Annotated in this window: 17 protein-coding genes and 1 pseudogene; 11 read left to right on the top strand and 7 right to left on the bottom strand. The window is 68.3% G+C overall.

The genetic code is table 11. From position 1 onward, the window contains the following. Positions 1-59: 59 nt before the first annotated feature. Positions 60-191: pseudogene (locus OHS70_RS33125) on the bottom strand (IS5/IS1182 family transposase); the annotation flags it as partial. A 144-nt stretch (positions 192-335) separates the two neighbouring features. On the opposite strand from OHS70_RS33125, the gene bla reads away from it, so the two are divergent. From bla to OHS70_RS33110, 3 genes are all read left to right on the top strand, one after another. Further along, on the top strand, positions 336-1229 hold the full coding sequence (bla, locus tag OHS70_RS33120) for a class A beta-lactamase (protein ID WP_443062772.1): 894 nt from the start codon (positions 336-338) through the stop codon (positions 1227-1229). A 281-nt stretch (positions 1230-1510) separates the two neighbouring features. Beyond that, a complete protein-coding gene (locus tag OHS70_RS33115) occupies positions 1511-3574 on the top strand; it encodes a discoidin domain-containing protein (protein WP_443062687.1) in 2064 nt (687 codons plus the stop codon). 130 nt (positions 3575-3704) lie between these two features. Next, positions 3705-4304 carry a TetR/AcrR family transcriptional regulator gene (locus tag OHS70_RS33110; protein WP_328403612.1) on the top strand — a complete coding sequence of 200 codons (600 nt, stop codon included), beginning with the start codon at positions 3705-3707 and terminating at the stop codon, positions 4302-4304. Positions 4305-4376: 72 nt separating this feature from the next. On the opposite strand, the gene OHS70_RS33105 is transcribed toward OHS70_RS33110, so the two are convergent. Continuing rightward, positions 4377-5399, bottom strand: a complete 1023-nt coding sequence (locus OHS70_RS33105) for an asparaginase (RefSeq protein WP_328403610.1) — start codon at positions 5397-5399, stop codon at positions 4377-4379. Between the two features lie 206 nt (positions 5400-5605). Between OHS70_RS33105 and OHS70_RS33100 the strand changes: the two genes are divergently transcribed. Beyond that, positions 5606-6076: an Lrp/AsnC family transcriptional regulator gene (locus OHS70_RS33100; protein ID WP_328403608.1), complete on the top strand. Its 471-nt coding sequence runs from the start codon at positions 5606-5608 to the stop codon at positions 6074-6076. On the opposite strand, the gene OHS70_RS33095 is transcribed toward OHS70_RS33100, so the two are convergent. The 3 genes from OHS70_RS33095 to OHS70_RS33085 form a co-directional block, all read right to left on the bottom strand. Next, complete coding sequence (locus tag OHS70_RS33095; RefSeq protein ID WP_328403606.1) at positions 6054-6512, bottom strand: hypothetical protein; 459 nt, start codon at positions 6510-6512, stop codon at positions 6054-6056. The two genes, OHS70_RS33100 and OHS70_RS33095, sit on opposite strands and share 23 nt — an antisense overlap. Positions 6513-6578: 66 nt before the next feature. Next, entirely contained in the window at positions 6579-7136 is a 558-nt protein-coding gene (locus OHS70_RS33090) for a hypothetical protein (protein WP_328403604.1), read from the bottom strand. Between the two features lie 69 nt (positions 7137-7205). Then, positions 7206-7367 (bottom strand): DUF5670 family protein, encoded by a 162-nt coding sequence (locus OHS70_RS33085; RefSeq protein ID WP_328403602.1) that lies wholly within the window; start codon positions 7365-7367, stop codon positions 7206-7208. A 1249-nt stretch (positions 7368-8616) separates the two neighbouring features. Here OHS70_RS33085 and OHS70_RS33075 point away from each other — a divergent pair. The 6 genes from OHS70_RS33075 to OHS70_RS33050 all read left to right on the top strand — a co-directional run bounded on the left by OHS70_RS33075 (position 8617) and on the right by OHS70_RS33050 (position 18319). Continuing rightward, positions 8617-11211 carry a Pls/PosA family non-ribosomal peptide synthetase gene (locus tag OHS70_RS33075; RefSeq protein ID WP_328406078.1) on the top strand — a complete coding sequence of 865 codons (2595 nt, stop codon included), beginning with the start codon at positions 8617-8619 and terminating at the stop codon, positions 11209-11211. Then, positions 11183-14434, top strand: coding sequence for a non-ribosomal peptide synthetase (locus tag OHS70_RS33070; protein WP_328403600.1), 3252 nt, complete (start codon positions 11183-11185; stop codon positions 14432-14434). The genes OHS70_RS33075 and OHS70_RS33070 overlap by 29 nt, the downstream gene beginning before the upstream one ends. A gap of 23 nt (positions 14435-14457) precedes the next feature. Then, positions 14458-15456 (top strand): TauD/TfdA family dioxygenase, encoded by a 999-nt coding sequence (locus OHS70_RS33065; protein WP_328406076.1) that lies wholly within the window; start codon positions 14458-14460, stop codon positions 15454-15456. Between the two features lie 32 nt (positions 15457-15488). Continuing rightward, positions 15489-16523 carry a 2,3-diaminopropionate biosynthesis protein SbnB gene (sbnB, locus tag OHS70_RS33060; RefSeq protein ID WP_328403598.1) on the top strand — a complete coding sequence of 345 codons (1035 nt, stop codon included), beginning with the start codon at positions 15489-15491 and terminating at the stop codon, positions 16521-16523. A 213-nt stretch (positions 16524-16736) separates the two neighbouring features. Further along, a complete protein-coding gene (gene sbnA / locus OHS70_RS33055; RefSeq protein WP_328403596.1) occupies positions 16737-17786 on the top strand; it encodes a 2,3-diaminopropionate biosynthesis protein SbnA in 1050 nt (349 codons plus the stop codon). Between the two features lie 179 nt (positions 17787-17965). Then, positions 17966-18319 (top strand): hypothetical protein, encoded by a 354-nt coding sequence (locus tag OHS70_RS33050; protein ID WP_328403594.1) that lies wholly within the window; start codon positions 17966-17968, stop codon positions 18317-18319. Between the two features lie 31 nt (positions 18320-18350). On the opposite strand, the gene OHS70_RS33045 is transcribed toward OHS70_RS33050, so the two are convergent. Both OHS70_RS33045 and OHS70_RS33040 read right to left on the bottom strand, forming a co-directional pair. After that, a complete protein-coding gene (locus tag OHS70_RS33045; RefSeq protein ID WP_328403592.1) occupies positions 18351-19451 on the bottom strand; it encodes a sensor histidine kinase in 1101 nt (366 codons plus the stop codon). Next, on the bottom strand, positions 19448-20113 hold the full coding sequence (locus OHS70_RS33040; RefSeq protein WP_328406074.1) for a response regulator transcription factor: 666 nt from the start codon (positions 20111-20113) through the stop codon (positions 19448-19450). The genes OHS70_RS33045 and OHS70_RS33040 overlap by 4 nt, the downstream gene beginning before the upstream one ends. Before the next feature lie 355 nt (positions 20114-20468). On the opposite strand from OHS70_RS33040, the gene OHS70_RS33035 reads away from it, so the two are divergent. Further along, positions 20469-21008 carry a hypothetical protein gene (locus OHS70_RS33035; protein WP_328403590.1) on the top strand — a complete coding sequence of 180 codons (540 nt, stop codon included), beginning with the start codon at positions 20469-20471 and terminating at the stop codon, positions 21006-21008. Positions 21009-21018 lie beyond the last annotated feature (10 nt).

The raw sequence follows: 21018 nt of genomic DNA, 5'->3' as shown, positions 1-21018 counted from the left end.
TCCACCAACACGATTCGGGGGCGCCCCGGGCGCCGACAGCGCCGGACTTGTCCGGTCGATCATGTTCGTAGCCGGATGACGAGGGCTGCGGCGGTCGCGGTCCCGGGGAAGACATAGCCGCGCTTTTCGTAGTGAGTGGCGACCGCGCGGTACTGCTTCAAACGGTTGACAGCCCGTTCGACGGGGCATCGTGCTCACCTCGCGCTGGGCGCGTTCGCCGTCCGATCACGCCCGGCGCGCGCCAGGTGGAACCCGAGCCCCTCCCACACCGTCTGCAACAGCAGGGGGACCTGTCGGGAGGAAGCAGAATCGTGGAGCCGAACGAGGCGGCGCGGATGTCCCGGCGCGCCATCCTGGTCTGCGGGGTCGGGGCAGCGGTGGCCGGCATGCCCAAGCCGGCTGCGGCGTACGCGGCTTCGCCGCGGAACGACGCGGTCTCCAGGCAGCTGTGCAACCTCGAGCGGGAGCACGGTGCCCGGCTCGGGGTGTTCGCCCGCAACATGAGGACCGGCAGGACCTTTCTCCACCGCGGGCACGAACGCTTTCCGATGTGTTCGGTGTTCAAGACGGTCGCCGCTGCCGCTGTCATGAGAGACCTCGACAAGAACGGTGACCATCTCTCACAGCGGATCCGGTACACAAAGAGCGACGTCGTGAAGTCCGGCTACGCTCCGATCACCGGACTGGAGCAGAACCTCGCCCATGGCATGAAGGTCGAGGAGCTGTGTGCCGCGGCCATCTCCTACAGCGACAACGCTGCGGCGAATCTCCTGCTCGGTGAGCTCGGCGGACCGACGTCGATCACCCGCTTCTGCCGCTCCGTCGGGGACGGCGTGACCAGGCTCGACCGGTGGGAGCCCGAGCTGAACTCGGCGGAACCGGGGCGCCTGACCGACACCACCAGCCCTCACGCCATCGGCAGGACCTACGCGCGGCTCACTCTCGGAGACTCTCTCGAGCCGCGGCACCGCGACCGTCTGACCGGATGGCTGCTGGACAACACGACCGGCGCCGAGCGCCTGCGAGCAGGCCTTCCCGAAGGCTGGACGGCCGCCGAGAAGACCGGAACCGGAAGCTACGGCACAACGAACGACGTGGGTATCACCTGGCCGTCCGGCCGGGAACCGATCGTGATGGCCGTCCTCTCGACCAAGCCGCAGGCCGACGCACCGGCGGACGAGGCGTTGATCAGCAAGACGGCCGCGCTTCTGGCCGCAGCTCTCACCTGACCGTCGAGCAGGCGCACCGGCCCCACGTCCCGGTGGGCCCGGTCCCCTCGCATCCCACCGGAACCGGACGGCGGTTCACGCCGACGATCCCGTCGCGCGCCCGGTGGGCGCGATTGCCCACCGAGCCATCAGGTCACCTGTCCCGGACTATTGACTCTTTGTGTGATAGTCGCGATTCTCGTCCCACTATTTGCTCGGGTCATGACAACCTCTTGGGGGCGCGTGACCCCGGACGGCCTCGGCTCATCGACCGGACCATCCGCTCACCGAAGGCATGAGTGATGACGATGACTCGACACTCGCACCGCACCCGCAGGCCCATCGCGGTTCTGTCGTTGCTTCTCACCGTGGTGGCCATGGTCCTCGGCACAGCGCCCAGTTACTCGGCCGAGTCGGACTGGTGGACCCCGGCGGCACGGCCGGCGCCCGACTCCCAGATCAATGTCACGGGCGAACCGTTCAAGGGGACGGACTCCCAGGGACAGGTACGGGGCTTCGTCGACGCACACAACCACCTGATGTCCAACGAGGCCTTCGGCGGCCGGCTCATCTGCGGCCAGACCTTCTCCGAGCGGGGGATCGCCGATGCGCTCAAGGACTGTCCCGAGCACTACCCCGACGGCTCGCTCGCGGTCTTCGACTTCATCACCAAGGGGGGCGACGGCAGGCACGACCCCGACGGATGGCCGACGTTCAATGACTGGCCCGCCCATGACTCGCTGACCCACCAGCAGAACTACTACGCCTGGGTCGAACGGGCATGGCGCGGCGGCCAGCGGGTGATGGTCAACGACCTCGTCACCAACGGCGTCATCTGCTCGGTCTACTTCTTCAAGGACCGCAGCTGCGACGAGATGACCTCCATCCGCCTGCAGGCGCAGAAGACGTACGACATGCAGGCCTACATCGACAGGATGTACGGAGGCCCGGGCAAGGGCTGGTTCCGGATCGTCACCGACAGCGCGCAGGCCCGCGAGGTCATCCAGCAGGGCAAACTGGCCGTCATCCTGGGGGTCGAGACCTCCGAGCCGTTCGGCTGCAAGCAGATCCTGGACATCGCGCAGTGCGGCAAGGACGACATCGACCGCGGCCTGGACGAGCTGCACAAGCTGGGCGTCCGCAGCATGTTCCTCTGCCACAAGTTCGACAACGCCCTGTGCGGGGTCCGGTTCGACTCGGGCACCCTCGGCACGGCGATCAATGTGGGCCAGTTCCTGTCGACCGGCACCTTCTGGAAGACGGAGAAGTGCACCGGGCCGCAGCACGACAACCCCATCGGCATCGCCCCGGCGGCCGCGGCGGAGAAGAGGCTGCCGGAGGGCGTGGAGGTCCCCTCGTACGCAGCGGACGCGCAGTGCAACACCCGCGGCCTCACGGCGCTCGGCGAGTACGCAGTGCGCGGCATGATGAAACGCAAGATGATGCTGGAGATCGACCATATGAGCGTCAAGGCCGCAGGCCGGGCCTTCGACATCCTCGAGTCCGAGTCGTACCCCGGTGTGATCTCCTCGCACGGCTGGATGGACTCCAGCTGGACGGAGCGCGTCTACCGGCTCGGCGGCTTCATCACCCAGTACATGAACGGCGCCGAGGGGTTCAGCGCGGAGGCGAAGCGCACGGACGCGCTGCGCGACAAGTACAACGTCGGCTACGGCTACGGCACCGACATGAACGGCGTCGGCGGCTGGCCGGGCCCCCGTGGCGCGGACACCCCGAACCCGGTGCGGTATCCCTTCCGCAGTGCCGACGGCGGCTCCGTCATCGACAGGCAGACCACCGGTGAGCGCACCTGGGACCTCAACACCGACGGCGCCGCGCACTACGGTCTGGTCCCGGACTGGCTGGAGGACATACGGATCGTCGGCGGCCAGGGTGTCGTGGACGACCTCTTCCGGGGCGCCGAGTCCTACCTCGACACCTGGGCGGCCTCCGAGAACCACAAGGCCGGGGTGAACCTCGCCGCAGGCGCGTCCGCATCGGCCAGTTCGTCGGAGTGGAGCCTGTTCACGAGTTACGCACCCGACAGGGCCGTGGACGGCAACGCGGGCACCCGCTGGGCGAGCGACTGGAGCAACGACCAGTGGCTGCGGATCGACCTCAAAGCCCCCAGCCTGATCAAGCGTGTCACCCTCAACTGGGAGCGCGCCTACGGGAAGGCGTACCGCATCGAGGTCTCCGCCGACGGGACGAACTGGCTGTCCGTGTGGTCCACCAGCGCCGGGGACGGCGGCCTGGACACGGCGCGGTTCTCCGGAACACCGGCCCGCTACGTGCGCGTCCACGGGTTGGAGCGCGGCACCAATTGGGGCTACTCCCTTCACGAGGTCGGCGTCTACAGCAGCTGACGCCACGACCCGGTGCCCATGGGCCGGGGCCGGCCGGATCAGCTCTCCTGATCCGGCCGGCCCCGGCCGCGTGACGCGGCACAGCACGGCAGAGCACAGCACGGCACAGCACCAGCGCGAAGGGAACCACATGGCACGCATGCCATCGGCCGAGCGTCGCCGTCAGCTGATCGAGGCAGCGCTCCGTGCGATGACCCGCGACGGTGTCTCCCGGACGACCACTCGGTCCATCGCCGCCGAGGCAGGCGTCTCACTGAGTGTCTTCCATTACTGCTTCGACTCCAAGCAGGCCCTGCTGGAGTCGGTCATCACGGCGATCACCGATCACTACCTCACGGTGGTGAAGGAGGCCATCCGGCCGAAGGCCACCCTCCAGGAGACCATCCGGGCGGGATTCCAGGCCTATTGGGACCATGTGTCCGCCAATCCGGGGGAACACATGCTCACGTACGAACTCACGCAGTACGCCCTGCGCGAGCCGGGATTCGAGCATCTGGCACGACGGCAGTACGAGTTGTACTCCGACACCTACACCGAACTCATCGAACAGCTCCGTCACAGCATGAAGTTCGAACTCCGCGTGCCAGTCCCCGTACTGGCCCGCTATCTGGCGGTCATGACCGACGGACTGACCCTGAACTTTCTCGTTCTCGGCGATGACAGTGCGGCGGCGCACATCCTCGACACGATCGCCGACCAGGTCGTCAGCCTCGTGCGCGACGACGTCTGAACGACGCGCAGGCGACGGGCGGTGACCAGGTCCGGGTGCGCTGGATCGGGCCGCCCGGCCTCGGACCGGCCCCTATGCCTCGACGAGCTCTACGGCCGGGTCCGCGCCGGTGGGCAGGGCCTCACCGAGCGCGTGCCGCAGTACCCGGTCCCGTTCCTGCAGGTCGGTCGCGGCGAGCAGGGCGGTGAGCACGGCGATCCGGGCCTGACCGGCGCGCAGCGTGCCCGTCGGCACGGCTCCCGCGGCCACGAGGTCGACCGCACCGCCGTAGGTGTAGATCTCGGCGACCGGTCCGGACGGGACCCGGGTCGTCAGGGCGACGAGCACACCGCGGGCGGTCGCGGAGGCGACGGCCTCGGCGATCTCGGGCGTCGCGTTGCCCGAGCCGGTGGCCACCAGGACGATTCCCCGGGCCCCGGCGTCCACGGCCGCGTTCAGCAGCAGCGGGTCGGCGTCGGCGTGGTGCATGACCATGTCGACACGGGGCAGGGTGCCGGGCATCCCCGGCAGCGCCAGCCCGGCGGGGCGCTGGGGATGCCGCAGGACGGAGACCCGGCCGAATCCGACGTTCCCGATACGGGCGCCGGACGGGTCGCCGAAGGCGTCGGGGGCAAGGGTCTGCGTCTTGATGGTGCCGCGGGCCTGGTGCACCTTGCCGTCGAAGGCGACGAGTACGCCGAGACCGCGCGTCGTGGCGGCGGTCAGCAGCGCGTCGTGAAGGTTGCCCGGCCCGTCGCCGTCGGCCGCGTCGAGCGGAAGCTGGGCGCCGGTGAAGACCACCGGGCGGGGGTCGTCATGGTGCAGGTCGACCAGGAACGCAGACTCCTCCAGGGTGTCGGTGCCGTGGGTGACGACGATGCCGTCCACGCCCGGGTCGGTGAGCACCTCGTGCACCGTGTGCAGCAGGGTGAGCTGATGGGCGGTGGTGAGGCGGGGGCTGTTCACGCTGAACAGGTCGACGACCTCGATGGTGACGCCCTCGGGCACCGCGGCGGTCGCCATGACCTCCTGGCCGCGCGCGTCAGCGGCAAAGCCCGCCCCCTGCCAGCGGCTGGCTATCGTCCCGCCGGTGCTGATGACGACGATCCGTCCCACAGTGCCCACTCCTCGTCGTTGTCGCCGGTGATGCGGCACGTTCGACGGGCACGCGGCCCGGCCCCGCTCGTGGCACCGGCCCGGCTGCGCCCCCATGTCTGATCCGGGGATGACCGGAACAGTTCTGGCAATGATAGGAGCCTTGTCCCGCAATTTGATCGCCAATTTCACCCCGATCACCCACCGGTGTGGTGGATGATTGCGTCATGGATGAGATTGACCGAGAAATCTTGCGCGAGCTCCAGAACGACGGGCGGCTGAGCAATCAGGAACTCGCCCAGCGAGTGGGCCTGACCCCCTCACCGTGCATGCGCCGCGTCCGGCAACTGGAGCAGGACGGCGTGATCCAGGGCTATCGGGCGGTCATCGACCCGGAGGCGGTCGAGAGGAGCTTCGAGGTGCTCGTCTCCATCGAGGTCAAGCGCGACCGTGAGGTGGTCGAGGCCTTCGAGGCGGCCCTCCAGGAGATCCCCGACATCATCGAGGCGTACCGGCTCTTCGGGAGCCCGGGATGCCTGCTGCGCATCGCGGTGGCGGACCTGAGCGCCTACGAGCGGCTGTGGATCGAGAAGCTGACCGCACTGACCGGTGTCACCGAGGTCAACTCCCAGATCATCATGAAGCGGATCAAGGAGCCGCGCGGTCTGCCGGTGTTCAGCTCGACAGCAAGCGGTTGAAGAACGACCGGTACTTGCGCAGTGCCATGCGCAGGTCCTCGGTGTCCGCCTCCTCGCCCCGGTTCCACTGGCCCTCGAGGTCCTTCTTGTGCTGGGAGAACGTCGCGGCCAGCGTCTGCATCACGTCCGCGACGAGACCGTCGGCCGCATGGACCGCCTCACGCGGGTCGTCCACGAACCGGCTCTGAATCTCCTGCCAGCGTGCGTGGAAACCTTCCTCGTCCTCCGGCGCCAGCAGCTGCGGGGGTTCGTCGTCCGCAGGAAGGGCCCCCGCTTCCGCCGGCGCGCGTTCCGGAGCCGCCTCGGTGGACTCACCGGGATACGCAGGGGCCTGCGACGGCTCTTCGGACTCTTGACGGGTGTCCTGTTCACGCGGCGCGGCAAGGTCGGCGGTGGACAGGCCGCCCTCGGTGCCGGGTGTGCGTTCGCGTTCCATCTCTCCTCCATTCGACCTGATCTCCCGCGGTCGGAAATCGCCGGAAATCCCGGTACATGGAAATGTTCAGGCCCGAGCGTGACGACGCCGGCCCCCGTCGGAGAGCAGTTCGTCGAACAAGGCGCGATAATGCACCATCGCACCTCGCAATTGCTCGGTCGTGGCCTCATGCTTCAAGCTGCGCTGATTGACGTCGTGAGCAACGCGATAGTGTTCGACCGTGCGCCCGTGCTCGACCGAAAGATCCGCGAGCTTCTGGGCAAGATTGTCGGTCGGATAGCCGCGTTCACGCATCAGCGAGGTCACCAAGAGGTCCGCGTCCTGCACGGCGCCCTCAGGGCGATCCACGAATTCACCCTGCACGCTCTGCCAGTCCCGCGCGTACCGGTCCCGGACATCGGGCTGCAGCGGCCGGATGTCCAGCGAGTCATGGCGCTTCTCGCGCTCGCTCAACTCATGCTCGGCCTCGCGCCGGCTGCCGGCGTCCTCGACCGTGCGCTCGTACTCCGGACCGAAACGCTCGCGCAGACGTCGGCGACGCACGACGTACGAGGCCGCCACGGCGAGCAGGCCGACCACCACGACGATGGGAATGATGATCGCCAGAAGGGTTCCAACAGACATCGAACCAACCCTCACAACGCTTTCGAGAAATTACGGAGAGCCCCGTGACTTCCGTCAGTCATCGGCGACCTACCAGCGATACCAGCGGCCCCCGCCGGCCGACGGCCTGACGAAGAACCCGATCACCCACACGACCAACAGAATGATGGCGATCCACCACAATGCGTCGAGGGCGAAACCCGCACCGAAAAGAATCAGCACGAGAAGCAGAACCAGTAGCAGAGGAACCATGGGAATCAACCTCCGTGCTGCGACTTCCCCGATTGAGTTCCGCCACACACGTGTCGGACGAATTTGTTCCCGGTCCTGGGCCGACCACCTGTGTGCCCATTGAGGCGCGGGGCAGACCCGCCGCATGACCCTGGTGGAGCCAGTGGGCTCCGGATACACCTGCAGAGCACGCAGGACCTGGGCCTGACCAGATGAGCACGCCAGTGGCTGCCCACCCTGCAGGCGCTCGCCGTCAACTCATCGTTCAGCGGGGGCCGGGGCGACACGGACGATGACGCCGAGGACGGGTGGTCACGACGTGCTGCCGTGACGCACACAGTGTGAAGCCCCGTCCTTCCCGGCTCGTCCGGGCCGGACGAGCCGCTGTGCGAGCACCGGGACGTGCGGGTGGACACGGCACGGCGGAGCAGCACCGGGTGCCGCCTACCGCGCGCGGGGCGTGACAGCCGGTCTCAGACCGCTTGCACAGACGGAGAGTTCACGCTGATCCGGACCGGATCCCGGTGTATGAACGCGTCGATGACGAGGTGTCACGCGACGGGGGCGGAGAGTACGCCCCGGCGGTGGGGGCAGGGCGCGCTTCCGCGCCATAAGGGCGCGGCGCCTCCCGGCTGCAGGACAACGCCGGAAGAGCAGGGCACGCCCTGAAGCGGCGAAGCGGCCGGCAGCGGCTGATCACCTTCCGTCGCCGGGCATGGACGCCCTGTGCTCGCACAGCCGGTCGGCCCTCGCGGACCTGCCGGAGCGGCTCATGGCACGCGCGGCCGATCACGACTGTGCCACTTTCCGTACGCGCACGCCACCCGCAGCGACGCCGTGTTCCCCACCCCGATGCACATGGCCGTGCACACCCGGTTCCGCCCCACCCTCGCCCACCGCCCCGACCAGCGGACGGCTGCCGAGAACGGACGGATCCGGGCGGCACGTCGGCGGAGGTCACCGGCGGTTCGCCGACATCCACGCGGCCGCCACCGCGGCGGATCGTGGACCGCCATGCCGTCCACTGCTTTTACAGCGCAGCTGCTTCTACTGCACAGCGGATTCGGCGTCAGATCCCACTCGAGGACGTAATCGCCTTCGAGTGGCAACCCGACGGTGGACGGCGGAGACTGGAGTCAGAAATTTGTGGCCGGACAAGAGCTCACGACCTCGTGACTTCCGGATTACCCGCTCCGGCCACCGACGAGCGCGAGGACAGGACGCCGGCCGCGGCGGCCGGTGGTGGTCGATATTTCCTCAGGGAGCTCGCATGGAGGAAAATTCCGTCGAAGTCTTGACGCCCGGGCCGGATGAATCTGCAATCACCAAACGCAGATACACCGGCCCGAAGACCGGCATCGAAAGAGAATTCGCCGATGTGCTGGCTGATGTCGTGTGCATCGAGCAGGTGCCGGTCGACGGCCACTTCTTCGATGACCTCGGCGCCAACTCGCTGGTGATGGCCCAATTCTGTGCACGGGTCAGGAAGCGGGGGGACCTGCCGTCGGTGTCGATGAAGGACATCTACCGGAACCCGACGATCCGTAGCCTGGCAACGGCCTTCGAGGATGCCGCGCCCACCCCCGTCGAGACGCCGGTCCCGCTGTCGACCGAGGCAGTGGCACCGGCAAGCACACTGCGGTACGCCCTCTGCGGAACACTGCAGTTGCTGATTTTCGTCGGATACTGCTACCTCTCCGGAATTGTCGTCGCCCGAGGCTACGAGTGGGTCTCCGCCGGCTCAGGTGTCACCGACATCTACCTCCGCTCCGTCGTCTTCGGCGGCATCGGCTTCGTCGGCCTGTGCACGTTTCCGATCGTGGCCAAATGGATCCTCATCGGCCGGTGGAAGCCCCGCGACTTCCCGGTCTGGGGTCTGACCTATCTGCGCTTCTGGACCGTCAAGGCACTGGTCCACGCCAACCCGATGATCTTCTTCGTCGGAAATCCGCTGTACGTGCTGTACCTGCGGGCACTCGGCGCGCGGATCGGCAAGGGGGTCACGATCCTCTCCCGAACCATTCCGGTCTGCACCGACCTGCTCACGATCGGCGCCGGTACCGTGATCCGTAAGGAAGCGTTCCTTCTCTGTTACCGGGCGCACGCCGGGCGTATCCAGACCGGCCCGGTCACCCTCGGCAGGGACGTGTTCATCGGCGAGAAGACCGTGCTCGACATCGACACGTCGATGGGCGACGGAGCGCAGCTCGGCCACGCGTCGTCGCTGCACAGCGGCCAGGTGGTCCCCGACGGCCAGCACTGGCACGGATCCCCGGCGCAGAGCACGGAGGTCGACTACGTGAGGGTCGCGCCGGCGCGCTGCGGCACGCTGCGCCGGGCCGGCTACGGCCTCGTCACCGTGCTCCAGGTGCTCCTGCTGTACGTGCCCCTGACCGTCGGCGGCCTGTACATGCTGCTGGCCGTGTTCCCTGCTCTGGTCAACGTGCCGGGCCTCGACGCGATGGGGATCACCACGCCGCAGCTCTTCACCGACGCGCTGGTCCTTTCCCTCGCGCTCTTCCTCGGCTTCGGCATCGTGGGCCTCGCCGTACTGCTCACCGTTCCCCGCCTGCTGAACCTGCTGATCAAGCCGGACAAGGCCTATCCGCTGTACGGCTTTCACTACTCCGTGCACCGGGCGATCGCACGCATGACGAACATCAAGTTCTTCAAATGGCTCTTCGGCGACAGCTCCTACATCGTCCACTATCTGCGCGGCCTCGGTTACGACCTGTCCCAGGTCGAGCAGACCGGGTCCAACTTCGGCACGGAAGTGCAGCACGAGACGCCGTACCTGAGCCATGTCGGCAGCGGAACGATGATCGCCGACGGGCTCTCGATCATCAACGCCGACTTCTCGAGCACATCCTTTTGCGTGTCCCAGGCATCGATCGGGCCGCGCAACTTCCTCGGGAACAACATCGCCTATCCTTCGCGGGCCAAGACGGGTGACAACTGCCTCCTCGCGACCAAGGTGATGGTTCCGCTGGACGGCGAGGTCCGCGAGGGGGTGGGCCTGCTCGGCTCGCCCTGCTTCGAGATTCCCCGGTCGGTGGAGCGCGACAGCCGGTTCGACCATCTGCGGGGCGGGGCCACCCTGCGCGACCACCTCGCCGCGAAGAACCGCTACAACATCCGCACGATGGGTGCGTTCCTGTTCGTGCGGTGGCTGCACCTGTTCGTGCTCACGCTCCTCGGCCTCGCGGCCGTCGAGCTGTACGGCGCTCTCGGACAGATGATGATCGCCGCGTCCCTGGCCCTCGCCCTCGTGTTCACCGCGCTCTACTACGTACTGGTGGAACGCGTCATCACGGCATTCCGTGCACTGCGACCGCAGTTGTGTTCCATCTACGACCCGAACTTCTGGTTGCACGAGCGCCTTTGGAAGGTGCCCGTCGAGTACTTCAACGTCTTCAACGGCACCCCCTTCAAGAACATGATCTGGCGGTTGCTGGGTGTCCGGCTCGGCAGCAGGGTCTTCGACGACGGCTGCATGCTGACCGAGCGGACGCTCATCGCCATCGCGGACGGCTGCACGCTCAATGCGGGGAGCAAGATCCAGTGCCACTCGCAGGAGGACGGCACCTTCAAGTCCGACCACACCACGCTCGGCAGCGGCTGCACCCTCGGTGTCGGCGCTCACGTCCACTACGGCGTGACGATGGGCGACGGCGCCGTGCTCGCGCCTGACTCCTTCCTCATGAAGGGCGAGGAGATTCCCCCGCACGCGTCGTGGGGAGGAAACCCGGCCTCGGAGCTGCGACAAGCCCTCGGTCACCCCGTGACGCCGGTGCGCGAACAGCACTGTGGAGCCCGTGAGCAGAGGGGAGGATCCGATGGAAACGCACATGGACTCCGGCCGTGACTTCTGGCGCGGTGTGCTCCTCGCCGGCGGTTTCACCCCGATCCCCCGGTGGACGCTCCGTCCGGCGCCGGGCGTCTGCGAGCACGAGGCGGCGGTCCCGGACGAGGTGGTGGAAGCGCTGCGCCGGCTGACGGACGAGGCAGCGGTGCCGCTCAGTTCGATTCTGCTGGCCGCGCACGCGAAGGTGCTTGGCGCGCTGTCCGGCGAGACGGAGGTCGTGACCGGCTACGTTCCGCCGGAGGGCGGCCGGCCGTTGCCGTGCCGGCTGACGACGGATCCGGGCTCGTGGCGGACGCTGCTGCTGAGCGCGCACCAGGTCGAGTCGGAGCTGCTGTCGCACAAGGACTTCCCGATCGGTGATCTCCGACGCGAGCTGGGGCTGACCGGCCCGCTCTTCGAGACCGTGCTCGATCCGGCCGGTGCCGGCGGTGAGCCGGCCGAGGACACGGCTCTGTGGGTGGGGTTCGCGCACCACGGCGGCCGGCTCGGGCTGCGGCTGCGCTACCGCACCGAGGTGCTCGACGCCGACTGCGCGGCCCGTATCGCCGGCTACCACCTTGCCGCGCTGGGGCTGATCGCCGCCGACCCCGATGCCGGGCACGGGCGGCAGAGTCTGCTGTCCGCCGAGGAGTTGCGGTTCCAGCTCGACGGGCTGGCGGGCCCGTGCCGGGAGTTGCCGGACCTTCGGGTGCACGAGTTGTTCGAGCAGCGTGTGCGGGCGCATCCGGGCGCTGTCGCGGCGGTGCACGGCGGCCGGCAGTGGACGTACCAGGAGCTCAACGCCCGTGCCAATCGGGTGGCACGCGCGTTGCTGGCCCGGGGCCTGCGCCGCGAAGGGGTCGTCGCAGTGGTGACCGAGCGCAACCTGGACTGGCTGGCCGCGGTCCTGGCGGTCTTCAAGGCCGGTGGAGTGTATCTGCCCATCGAGCCGCATTTCCCGGCCGGGCGCATCGCGACCACGCTCTCCCGCGCCGAGTGCGCCCTCGTACTGACCGAACGAGGCAGCACCACCACCCTCGATCGGGCCCTCGACGCACTGCCCACGGTCCGGACACTCTTCGTCGACACGGCCTACGAGGAGGAGCACGGCGACGGTGATCCCGGCGTCGGCGTGGCGCCGGACCAACTGGCCTACATCTACTTCACCTCCGGCTCCACCGGTGAGCCCAAGGGTGCGATGTGCGAGCACGCGGGCCTGCTCAACCATCTCTACGCAAAGATCGACGACCTGGGGATCGGCGAGGGGCAGGTGGTGGCCCAGACCGCACCACAGTGCTTCGACATCTCGCTGTGGCAGCTGCTGTCGGCGCTGCTGGTCGGTGGGCGGACCCTGCTGGTCGAGCAGGAAGTGATCCTGGACGTCGAACGCTTCATCGACAAGATCACCGACGGCCGGGTGGCCGTGCTCCAGGTGGTGCCGTCGTACCTCGATGTCGTGCTCTCCTGTCTGGAGCAGCGCCCCCGCGAGCTGCCGGACCTGCGGTGTGTGTCGGTCACCGGCGAGGCGTTGAAGAAGGAGCTCATCCAGCGCTGGTTCACGGCCGAGCCCAGGATCCAGCTGGTCAACGCCTACGGGCTGACCGAGACCTCGGACGACACGAACCACGAAGTGATGGACCGGGTGCCGGACGGGGACCGGGTCCCGCTCGGGCGCCCCGTCAACAACGTGCATGTCTATGTGGTCGACGAGCACCTGTCCCCCGTTCCGCTGGGCGCCCCGGGAGCGATCGTCTTCTCCGGAGTCTGCGTCGGGCGCGGATATGTCAACGACCCCGAACGCACCCGGCTGGCCTATCTGGACGATCCGCACCGCGCGGGCCGGCGGCTCTACCGGGGCGGCGACTACGGCCGCTGGCAGCCGGAGGGGAAGCTGGAGTTCCTCGGCCGCCGGGACACCCAGGTCAAGATCCGTGGCTTCCGCGTCGAGATCGGCGAGATCGAGAACACCCTGCTGCGGGTGCCCGGTGTCCGCGACGGCGCAGTGGTGATCGCCGAGCGGGCCGGCCAAGGCAAACACCTGGTGGCCTTCTACTGCGCACCCGAGCCCCTGGAGGTCGACGTCCTCCGGGACGGACTGGGTGCCTCGCTGCCCGAGTACATGGTCCCGTCCGCCTTCCACTGGCGGGAAGACCTGCCGCTGACCGCCAACAGCAAGATCGACAGGAAGACACTGAGCGCGCTCGCCGGAGAACTCGACGTCGTCGAGGCCGACCACCACGCGCCGAGCACGCCGGCCGAACAGCGGATCGCGGACGCCTGGGAGCAGGTGCTCGGCATTCCGCAGCACCTGATCGGACGGCGGGACCACTTCTTCGACCGCGGCGGCACGTCGCTGACGGCAGTGAAGCTGGCCATTGCCCTGGACCGTGCGGTGACCCTCAAGGACGTCACCCGTCACCCGGTCCTCGCCGATCTGGCCGCAGTGGTCGACGGCAGGTCCGAGCGGTCCGGGCTGCTGCAGTCACTGTCGGGACCGGACCGGGCGCAGTCCGGTGCCCTGCTGTGCTTTCCCTGTGCCGGCGGCAACGCCGTGAACTTCCGGCCGATGGCCAGGGCTCTGCCGACCGGCGGCATATCGGTCTACGCCGTAGAGCTGCCCGGTCACGATGTGGCCCGCGAGAGCGAGCCGTTCGTGCCGATGGCACAGGTGGCCGAGCAGATCGTCACCGAGATCACCCGGCGTGGTCTGACCAGGCTCCTGCTGTGGGGTCACTCCTCGGGCACCGCACTGGCCGTGGAGACGGCCAGGCAGCTCCAGGAGCGCGGCGTAGAGGTCCAGCGGGTGTTCCTGGGAGCGCAGCTGCTCGGTGACGCCGGCGACCGGCGCGCCGCCATCGCCGAGCTGGCCGAGCGGAGCAACACGGAGATCGCCGCACGGCTGGCCGTGGACAGCGGGTACGCCGAGCTCGGTGAGCTGGATGCGCACCACGCCGAGCAGGTCGGCGCCGCCTTCCGGCACGACTGCGTGTCCGCACACCGCTATTTCGCCGACGCGCTGGATACCCCACCGACAGTGCGGCTGTCCGCGCCGGTCACCGTGGTCGTTGCCGCGGACGACCCGAGCACGGCGGAATTCCCGCGCCGGTACCGCGACTGGCAGCTCCTGGCCGAGCACGTCGACCTGCACGAGCTCGCCGACGGCGGCCACTACTTCCTGCGCACCCGTCCGACCGAGGCGGCCAAGGCAGTGCTGCGCGCCGCCGACTGGCCGGGCTCTTCCTGAGCCGCGACTGAAAGGAACACATGATGCCGTCCTCACTGCCGACATCACTGCTCGATGTGGAGTCACAACCCGGCAAACCTCCCATGCTGCGGGTCGAGGCCACGGCCGACGCGGCAACCTGGGTGGGCGAGCAGCGTGAAGCCCTGCGCGCCGTCGTCGCCGGGCGCGGCTCGGTCCTGGTCCGTGGCCTGGAGCTGCGCGACGCGGCCGAGTTCGGTGCCGTTCTTCAGCGGCTGGCCACCGCTCCGATGGCCGAGAAGGAGGCCTTCGCCCCCCGTAAGGCCTACTCCGACGGCGTGTACTCCTCGTCGACGTGGCCGCCGAACCAGCCGATGTGCATGCATCACGAACTGAGCTACCGGCTCGAGTTCCCCGGCCTGATGCTGTTCGCGTGCCTCAGTGCGCCCACCGAGGGCGGAGCCACCGCGGTGGCCGACTCACCGACCGTACTCGAGGCGCTGCCCGACGAGTTGACCAAGCGGTTCGCGCGGGAGGGCTGGATGCTCACCCGCAGCTACAACGACGAGATCGGTGCGTCCTTGGCCGAAGCGTTCGGCACCGAGGACCGGGGGGCCATCGAGGACTACTGCCGCGCCAACGCGATCGAGTACGAATGGCAGCCCGACGGTGGACTGCACACCAGGCAGCGCCGCAGCGCCGTCGTGCGACACCCGGTCACCGGCCGGCGCTGCTGGTTCAACCAGATCGCGTTCCTCAACGAGTGGACGATGGCCCCCGAGGTGCGCGAGTACCTGGTGGACGTCTACGGCGCCGACGGACTGCCGTTCAACACCCGCTTCGGCGAAGGCGACCCCATCGGCGAGGACGTCGTGCAACTGATCAACAAGGTCTACGAGGACTGCACCGCACGCGAGCCGTGGCAGGCCGGCGACCTGCTGTTCGTCGACAACATCCGCACCGCGCACAGCAGGGAGCCCTTCGAAGGGCCGCGCGAGGTGCTGGTCGCGATGGCCGAGGCGGTGCGCCTGACCGACTGCTCGCCGAACGGCACCGCAGGGTGACCGTCATCCGTTCCCTCACCACGGAGTCCTCAATGCCCGAGCCGCTCACTGTGCCACCGTTCGCGGTGATCTCCGGTGCCCAGGTTCAGCGCGTACTGCAGGGGCGCGAGAAGGAAATCGTCGAGTTGGTCGAGGCCACCTACAGGCTGCACAGCGCCGGTCAGTCGGTGAACCCACCGTCCTACTTCCTGCGGCTGCCCGACCGCCCGTCCTCCCGGATCATCGCGCTGCCCGCCTCGATCGGCGGAGAGACGCGGGTGGACGGCCTGAAGTGGATCTCCAGCTTCCCGGCGAACGTGACGGCGGGCATCCCGAGGGCCTCGGCCGTGCTGATCCTCAACGACCACGACAGCGGCTATCCGTTCGCCTGTCTGGAAAGCTCGATCATCAGCGCCACCAGGACGGCCGCGTCGGCGGCGTCGGCGGCCGAATGCCTCAGCCGCAGCCGGCCGCGGCCGACACGCGTCGGGTTCGTCGGGACGGGCCTGATCGCCCGCTACATCCACACCTTCCTTGCCGGCACGGGCTGGTCGTTCGACGAGATCGGCGTGCACGACCTGTCCACCGACAGCGCGGCCGGCTTCCGCTGTTACCTGGAACAGTCGGGCACAGCCGGCAGGATCACCGTGCACGACAGCGCCGAGGAGCTGATCCGCCTCAGCGACCTGGTGGTCTTCGCCACCGTCGCCGGTCAGCCGCACGTCAGCGACCTGTCGTGGTTCGCACACCATCCACTGGTGCTGCACGTGTCACTGCGCGACCTCGCGCCGGTGATCGTGCTCGCCTCGACCAACATCGTCGACGACATCGAGCACTGTCTGAAGGCCGACACCTCGACGCATCTGGCCGAGCAGCTCACGGGCAACCGGGACTTCCTGCACGGCACGCTGGACGACGTGATGGCCGGACGGGTGACGGTGCCGGCGGACCGGACGGTGGTGTTCTCGCCCTTCGGTCTCGGCGTCCTCGACCTCGCCGTGGGCAAGTGGGTCTACGACGAGGTGGCCCGCGCCGGAGAGTTGCACGTCGTCGACGACTTCTTCCACGAACTGAGCCGGTACGGATGAACTGGCCGCGAGCCCTGGAGGGTTGTACAGGAATCCCAGTGAGAGATCACCGGTCGAGCCGCCGTACGTCTGGGCGCCCGACACCACCGACACTGACGCAGAGTTCCGCCGTCCGGCCTTGTGGGACGCAGGCTCCCGCCCCTGAGAGCGAGAAGCCCGTATGCGGCCGGACGGACGTTCCGAACGTGCTCTGCTGCAGATGAGGAGGCCACCGTGCCCGTCATATCCGTCCCCTATGCCTTCAACGAGGAGGAGCTCTACGTCGACCTCCGGTCGATCTACGGCCATCCGCTCTTCCTGAAGTGTGAGGGTTTCAACTTCGCCGGCTCGATCAAGCTGAAAGCCGCGATCGAGATGGTGGAGACCGCTGAACAGGAGGGAGTCCTGACGCCGGATTCGATCCTGGTCGAATCGTCGTCCGGAAACCTCGGTGTGGCGCTGAGCACGATCGCGGCGAGCAAGGGCTACCGGTTCCTGTGCGTGACGGACTCTCGCTGCAACCTGTCGACCAGGTTGATGATGGAGGCACTGGGCAGCCAGGTGCACATCGTCGCCGGTCAGGAGGCCAACGGCGGTTTCCTCGGAGCGCGGATCGACTACATCCGCGAGCTGTGTGCCTCCGACGACCGGTACGTGTGGCTCAGCCAGTACACCAATCCGAGCAACTGGAAGGCGCACTACCGCAGGACGGCGCCGGAGATCGCCCGCGAATTCCCGGGACTGGACGTGCTGTTCGTCGGAGCCGGAACCACCGGGACCCTGATGGGCTGCGCGCGCTACTTCCGGCAGTGGCACCAGCAGGTGCGGATCATCGCCGTGGACAGCGTCGGCTCGGTGGCGTTCGGCGGTGAGCCGGGCCGCCGGATGATTCCGGGCCTCGGCATGAGTATCCGGCCGCCACTGCTCGACGAGTCCTACGTGGATGAGGTGCTGCGCGTCGAGGAGGCGGACACCATCCGTGCCTGCCACTATCTGGCCCGGCACGGTTTCCTGTTCGGCGGCTCCACCGGGACGGTGGTCAGCGGCGCGATGGGCTGGCTGGCCGAGCACGACGAGCGTGAAGTCACCGCGGTGGCCATCGCGCCGGACCTCGGCGATCGGTATCTCGACACCGTCTACCAGTCGAACTGGCTGAAGGGCCTGTACGGCGACGATGTGCTCAGCTCCGACGAGCCGGACACCCTCTCCCTGGCGGCCTCCCCCTCCGCCGTCGACGCGGTCACCGGGCCGGCCGGCCGGCCACATCGTGGACGCGGGTTGTGAAGGGGCAGGCGGAGGCGGGCGTCGTGACGCGCCGGACCAAGGTGTACACGCAGAGCCACATGGGCTCGAAAAGAGGCAGCTGAGGAGCCGACATGCAGAGGAACAAGCTCAGAACAGCGGTCATGTTGTGCGCTGCCGCAGCGCTCGCAACAGCAGGAGTGCCGGCATCCGCTTCCGCAGTGTCTCCCTCGCCCGCTCACGTGGTGGCCGTCGACTGTTTCTGGAAACCACAAGTACGCCCGGCCGACTTCCTGCTCGCCTGCGGGGACGGCAACAACCGCCTCACCGAACTCCAGTGGTCCAGTTGGGGCCCGACGTCCGCAGTGGCCAGAGGACTCGACGTGGTGAACGACTGTCAGCCCTACTGCGCCGCGGGCAAATTCCACTCCTACCCCGTCACCGTGAGGCTCGACCGCCCAGCGACCTGGAAGAAGCATCCTGAGCTCCAGCACTTCAGCCGGATGCAACTCACCTACACCGACAGCAGGCCTGCGCACACGGAGCGGGAAGTGACGTACAAACTCTGGGACTGACGACTCCCGGGCACTGGGCCGGGGATCTCGGTCACGGCGCGACCATGTCCGGAAGCTCCAGGCGAAGTTCGTAGCCGCCGTCGGCCGTGGGGCCGGAGGTGACGGTTCCGCCGAGGAGCGCGGCGCGCTGACGCAGGCCGACCAGACCGTAGTGCGCACTGGGCAGAGGAAGAGCGCGCCGGGTCGGTGCGGTGTTGGTGACCGTGACACGGACGGTGCCGCCCTCGTGGGACATGCGAATCGTCGTGGTGGCGCCGGGGGCGTGCTTGCGTACGTTGGTCAGCGCTTCCTGGACGGTGCGGTAGATGGCGCGCTGGACGGTCGGGGGGAGGCCGTCGGGGAGGTCCGTCTGCAGCTCGGCCTCGATGCCGCTGTTGTCGACCAGTTGCCGCAGGTCGGCCAGGGACGGTTGCGGGGTCAGCTCCGTGGGGCGGCCGCCGGAGGCACGCAGGACGCTGACCATGTGCCGCAGTTCGTCCAGGGTCTGTACGCTCAGCCGCCGGATCGTGGCTGCGGCTTCCTTGACCTCGGCGTCCCGGGTGCCGACCTGGAGCGCTCCGGCCCGCACCGCAATCAGGCTGACCTGGTGGGAGACCACGTCATGCATCTCCCGGGCGAGCTGCGCGCGTTCCCTTGCCAGCACGGTCTGGTCGGTCAGCAGCCGCTCGTGGTCACGCGCCTCGGAGATCTCCGCGATCCGCAGCGACAGGTCACGCCGGGCCTGGACGAGCTGGCCGAGAAAGACGGCCGCGCCCGCCGTCGCCCCGGTGTAGCCCAGAGTGATCAAGGTCGAGGTGCGCAGGTCGAAGTGCGGTGCCGGCCACGAGGTGATGTCGCTGATCGTGAACGTCACCGCACACAGAGTGAGGAGGGTGCGTCGGCGGGTGAGCGAGGCGAGGGTGTACAGCGCGGCCAGCGCGGCGAAGACCGCGTCGGAGAGCATGACTGCGGGCAGGGTCAGCAGGAAAGTCAGCAGCGGAAGGCGACGGCGCAGCACAAGGCAGAGGGCAGCGGCCAGGGCGCAGGCCAGGCGTAGCGGCTCGCTGGTGCCGACGTTGGCCCAGACGTCGAGCAGCGAGACTCCGACGAGGGCGGCGTCCAGCAGCGGGGCGGGCAGGTGGCGGGGGGTCATTCCCCCTCCTGGTCCCGCGTCGGCCTGAGAAGTCCCGCCCGTTCGGCGAGCAGGGCGGCCTGGACGCGGCTGCCCACCTCCAGCTTGGTGAGGATGGCGCTCACATGGTCCTTGACCGTGCCGGTGCTCAGGTGCATCCGCGCGGCGATGTCGGTGTTGGACAGTCCCTCGGCGATGAGGACGAGTACGTCCCGCTCGCGGTCGGTCAGCCGGCCGAGGCCGCGGGCAGCGGGTTCCTGCAAGCCGGCTTCGAGATAGCCGTCCACAACCGTCCGCGTGACCTTGGACGACAGCACGGTGCCGCCTTCGGCCAGGGCCCGCACCAGGAAAGGAAGCTCCTCAGGGTCGGTGTCCTTGAGCAGGAAGCCGGCGGCGCCGGAGCGAAGCGCCTTTGCCACGTACTCGTCCATGTCGAACGTCGTGAGCATGGCCACGACCGGAGGGTGCGGCAGCCGACGGAGGCCGGCCAGGACGGTGAGTCCGTCCACGTCCGGCATCCGGATGTCCAGCAGCACGACGTCGGGACGTACCTGCTGGGCCGTCCGGACCGCCTGGCCACCAGGGACCGCAGCCACGACCTCGATACCGTCCGCCGCATCGAGGATGCGCTGGAAGCCGGTACGGATCAAGGCCTCATCGTCGACCACCAATACCCGGATCACGCGGGCTCCACTCGCCATCGGGCCACTGTCCGATTCGTACCACGCGGAGGGACGCCCCGCGGGTGCCCGACACCGAATCCGGCCGGGCGGCGAGCTGCGCCAGCCAGTCGGCGGGGGTGGTTCCGGACACCTGCCGGATGGTTGAAACGGGCAGCTTCCCCGACCCTTGAGCATATGGCCAAGGACGGATCCCGGCCATGCCGTCCGTCGGCGCCAAGGTTTTGGTCCGGCGCAGGACCACTGGAACAGGCTGTGCATGCCGCCATCACACCCGCCCCCTCATCGGCCGGCCGGCGGCAGGCAACGACCACGGAGCGGGACAGGGAACGATTCACCGGAACTGGCAGGTGTCTCCATGACTGACTGCGGCGCATACGCCCCCAAGGAGTTGGAGACCTCGCGGTCTCTCCAGACGCGATCGCTCGAAAGGCTGACTCTGCTGGAGGCCGCGGACTTCCTCCACGCCAGAAGCCGTGGCGAGATGTTTGCCATGCCGTACATGGCGGCAGAGGCGCCGTTCGCCCACGACGGGATGATCAGCGGTGACGAGTTCATCGACCGCCACCTGGAGCTGCCCAGGGCGCTCGGCCTGCACGGGCCGTTCTGGGCACGCGTCATCGACTACCGGGAAGGCGCCGACGTCATCTACACGACCGAAGAGCGTGAAGTGATGCACGGCGTCATGGGCATCGTGCTCTACCCGGACGGCGATGCCCCCGGCGAAGGCCCCAGGTACTGGCGCGCCGTGCAGGCCTGGTCCGGCACCACCGCCGAGCGGAACTACCTGTACTACTCGATGAGGCCGAAGCAGACCTATTACGGACCTGACCGGCTTCGGTGCCCGCACCCCCGGTCCTGGCGGACACGGTCGACCGGGACTTCAAGCAACCGCTGACCAGCAGCGA

The sequence above is a fragment of the Streptomyces sp. NBC_00390 genome (assembly GCF_036057275.1).
Taxonomy (GTDB): domain Bacteria; phylum Actinomycetota; class Actinomycetes; order Streptomycetales; family Streptomycetaceae; genus Streptomyces.
Note: the sequence above shows the minus strand (reverse complement) of the source record. Positions and strands in the feature narration are given on the sequence as shown.